1 protein-coding gene is annotated in these 3,151 nt (G+C 69.5%); it reads left to right on the top strand.

Translation table 11 applies throughout. The annotated features are described in order from the left end of the window. On the top strand, positions 1-3,151 hold a 3,151-nt coding region (locus ACWDZ4_RS34995), incomplete at both ends, for a type I polyketide synthase (RefSeq protein WP_451512418.1).

Here is a 3,151-nt window from a genome sequence, read left to right as displayed (position 1 = left end):
AACGTGCCTTCCGTGAGCTGGGCTTCGACTCGCTCACCGCAGTCGAACTCCGCAACCGGCTCAACACCGCCAGCGGGCTACGGCTGTCGGCCACGCTCGTCTTCGACTACCCGACGGTGGAGACATTGGTCGCCCACCTGCTCGACGAATTGCTCGGTGTGGATGCGGCCGTGGCACTCCCCATCGCGGCGCCTGCGCGGTCAGTGGCGGATGACCCGATCGTGGTCGTGGGGATGAGCTGTCGCTATCCGGGCGGCGTGACCTCGCCCGAGGATCTGTGGCGACTGGTTACCGAAGGCAGTGATGTCATCTCGGCCTTCCCGACCAACCGTGGCTGGGATACGGACGGCCTCTTCGACCCGGACCCTGACCACAAGGGAACGTCCTACACCCGCTCAGGTGGATTCCTCCACGACGCGGGTGAGTTCGACCCGGCGTTCTTCGGGATGTCGCCGCGTGAGGCGCTGGCGACGGACTCGCAGCAGCGGTTGCTGCTGGAGACGTCGTGGGAGGCGATCGAGCGGGCCGGGATCGACCCGGCCACGCTCAAGGGCAGCGCGACCGGCGTGTTCGCCGGTGTGATGTACAACGACTACAGCGTGGTTCTGGCAGGCCCTGAGTTCGAGGGCTTCCAGGGCAGTGGCAGCTCGCCCAGCCTGGCGTCGGGCCGGGTGTCGTACACCTTGGGCCTGGAGGGTCCGGCGGTGACGGTGGACACGGCGTGTTCGTCGTCGCTGGTGGCGATGCACTGGGCGATGCAGGCCCTGCGTAGCGGGGAGTGCTCGCTGGCGCTGGCCGGTGGCGTGACCGTGATGTCGACGCCGGCGGTGTTCGTGGACTTCTCCCGGCAGCGCGGCCTCGCTCCTGACGGTCGGTGCAAGGCGTTCTCCGAGTCGGCCGACGGTGTCGGCTGGTCCGAGGGTGTCGGCATGCTCCTCCTGGAGCGGCAGTCGGACGCGTTGCGCAACGGTCACGAGATTCTGGCCGTGGTGCGGGGCAGTGCGGTCAACCAGGACGGTGCGTCCAACGGTCTGACGGCGCCCAACGGCCCGTCGCAGCAGCGGGTGATCCGTCAGGCGCTGGCCAGTGGCGGGCTGTCGGCCGAGGACGTCGACGTCGTCGAGGCGCACGGCACCGGCACGTCGCTGGGCGACCCGATCGAGGCGCAGGCGCTGCTGGCGACGTACGGACGCGACCGTGACCCGGAGCAGCCGCTCCTGCTGGGTTCGGTGAAGTCGAACATCGGCCACACCCAGGCGGCCGCCGGTGTGGCGGGCGTCATCAAGATGGTGATGGCGATGCGGCACGGTGTGCTGCCGCAGACCCTGCACGTCGACGCACCCTCCTCGCACGTGGACTGGACGGCGGGCGAGGTCGAACTGCTGACCGAGTCGACCCCCTGGCCCGAGACCGGCCGCCCCCGCCGCGCCGGCGTCTCGTCGTTCGGGATCAGCGGTACGAACGCGCACGTCATCCTGGAGCAGCCGGCGAACGTCATCCAGGGAACCGTCCTTGACAGTACGGATGCCTCCACGGCCGAGCTCGACGCAACCCCGTGGGTGCTGTCCGGCAAGACGCCGGAGGCGCTGCGCGGCCAGGCCGCCAAGCTGCTGGCTTCGATGGAGGGTCGGCCGGAGCTACGGCCGGTGGACGTCGGGTATTCGCTGGTCGCGAGCCGGTCGAAGTTCGAGCACCGCGCGGTGGTGCTGCCGGACGGCTCCGGTGATGCGGTACGAGCCCTCGCAGCCTTGGCGTCCGGTGTCCCGGATCCTTCCGTGGTGTCGGGTGCGGTGGTCGGTGGCCGTTCGGCGGTGTTGTTCTCGGGTCAGGGTTCGCAGCGGTTGGGGATGGGCCGGGAGTTGTACGGCCGGTTCCCGGTGTTCGCGGAGGCGCTGGACTCGGTACTCGCTTTGCTGGACGGTGAGTTGGGCCGTTCGTTGTGTGAGGTGATGTGGGGCGGGGATGCGGACCTGCTGAACGAGACGGGCTTCACTCAGCCGGCGTTGTTCGCGGTCGAGGTGGCGTTGTTCCGTCTGGTGGAGTCGTGGGGTGTCAGGCCCGACTTCGTGGCGGGTCATTCGATCGGTGAGATCGCGGCGGCGCATGTGGCGGGGGTGTTCTCGCTGGAGGACGCGGTCCGTCTGGTGGTGGCGCGGGCGCGGTTGATGCAGGCGCTGCCGGCCGGCGGCGCCATGATCGCGGTGCAGGCGACGGAGGACGAGGTCCTGCCGCTGCTGGCCGAGCGGGAGGGCCAGGTTTCGATCGCGGCGGTCAACGGCCCGTCGTCGGTGGTGATCTCCGGTCACGAGGACGTGGTCCTGGAGGTCGCGGCGCGGCTGGAGGAACAGGGCCGCAAGGCCACCTGGCTGCGGGTCTCGCACGCGTTCCATTCGCCGTTGATGGATCCGATGCTGGAGGAGTTCCGGGCGGTCGCGGAGGGTCTGTCGTACGCCGAGCCGGTCATCCCGGTGGTGTCGAACCTGACCGGTGGTATGGCGTCGGCCGAGGAGCTGTGTTCGGCCGGGTACTGGGTGCGCCACGTCCGCGAGGCCGTGCGCTTCGCCGACGGCGTCCGCACCCTCGGTGAGCAGGGCGTGGTGACGTTCCTGGAGCTGGGTCCGGACGGGGTGCTCTCCGCCATGGCGCAGGAGTCCGTGTCCGAGGGGGCCGTGACCGTACCGGCACTGCGCAAGGACCGGGCTGAAGGTTCGACGGTGCTCGCCGCCCTGGCTCAGCTGCACGTGCGGGGTGTTCCGACAGAGTGGACGACGTTGTTCACCGGAGCACGACGGGTCGATGTACCTACCTACGCCTTCCAACGCCAATGGTTCTGGCCGGCCGGACCGCTCGGCGGCTCTGGGGACGTACGCGCCGCCGGACTGGAATCCGCCGAACACCCGCTCCTGGGTGCCACGGTCGAACTCGCCGGAATTGAAGGCGCGTTGGTAACTGGCCGACTGTCCGTTCAGGCGCAGCCGTGGCTGGCCGACCATGCGGTGATGGGCCAGGTGCTCCTTCCGGGGACGGCTCTGCTGGAGCTGGCGATCCGGGCTGGTGACGAGGTCGGCTGCGACCGTGTCGAGGAACTGACGCTCGCTGCGCCGCTGGTCCTTCCGGAACACGGCGCCATTCAGGTGCAGGTGGCGGTCGG

The organism is Streptomyces sp. NPDC003016, from assembly GCF_053591455.1.
Note: the sequence above shows the minus strand (reverse complement) of the source record. Positions and strands in the feature narration are given on the sequence as shown.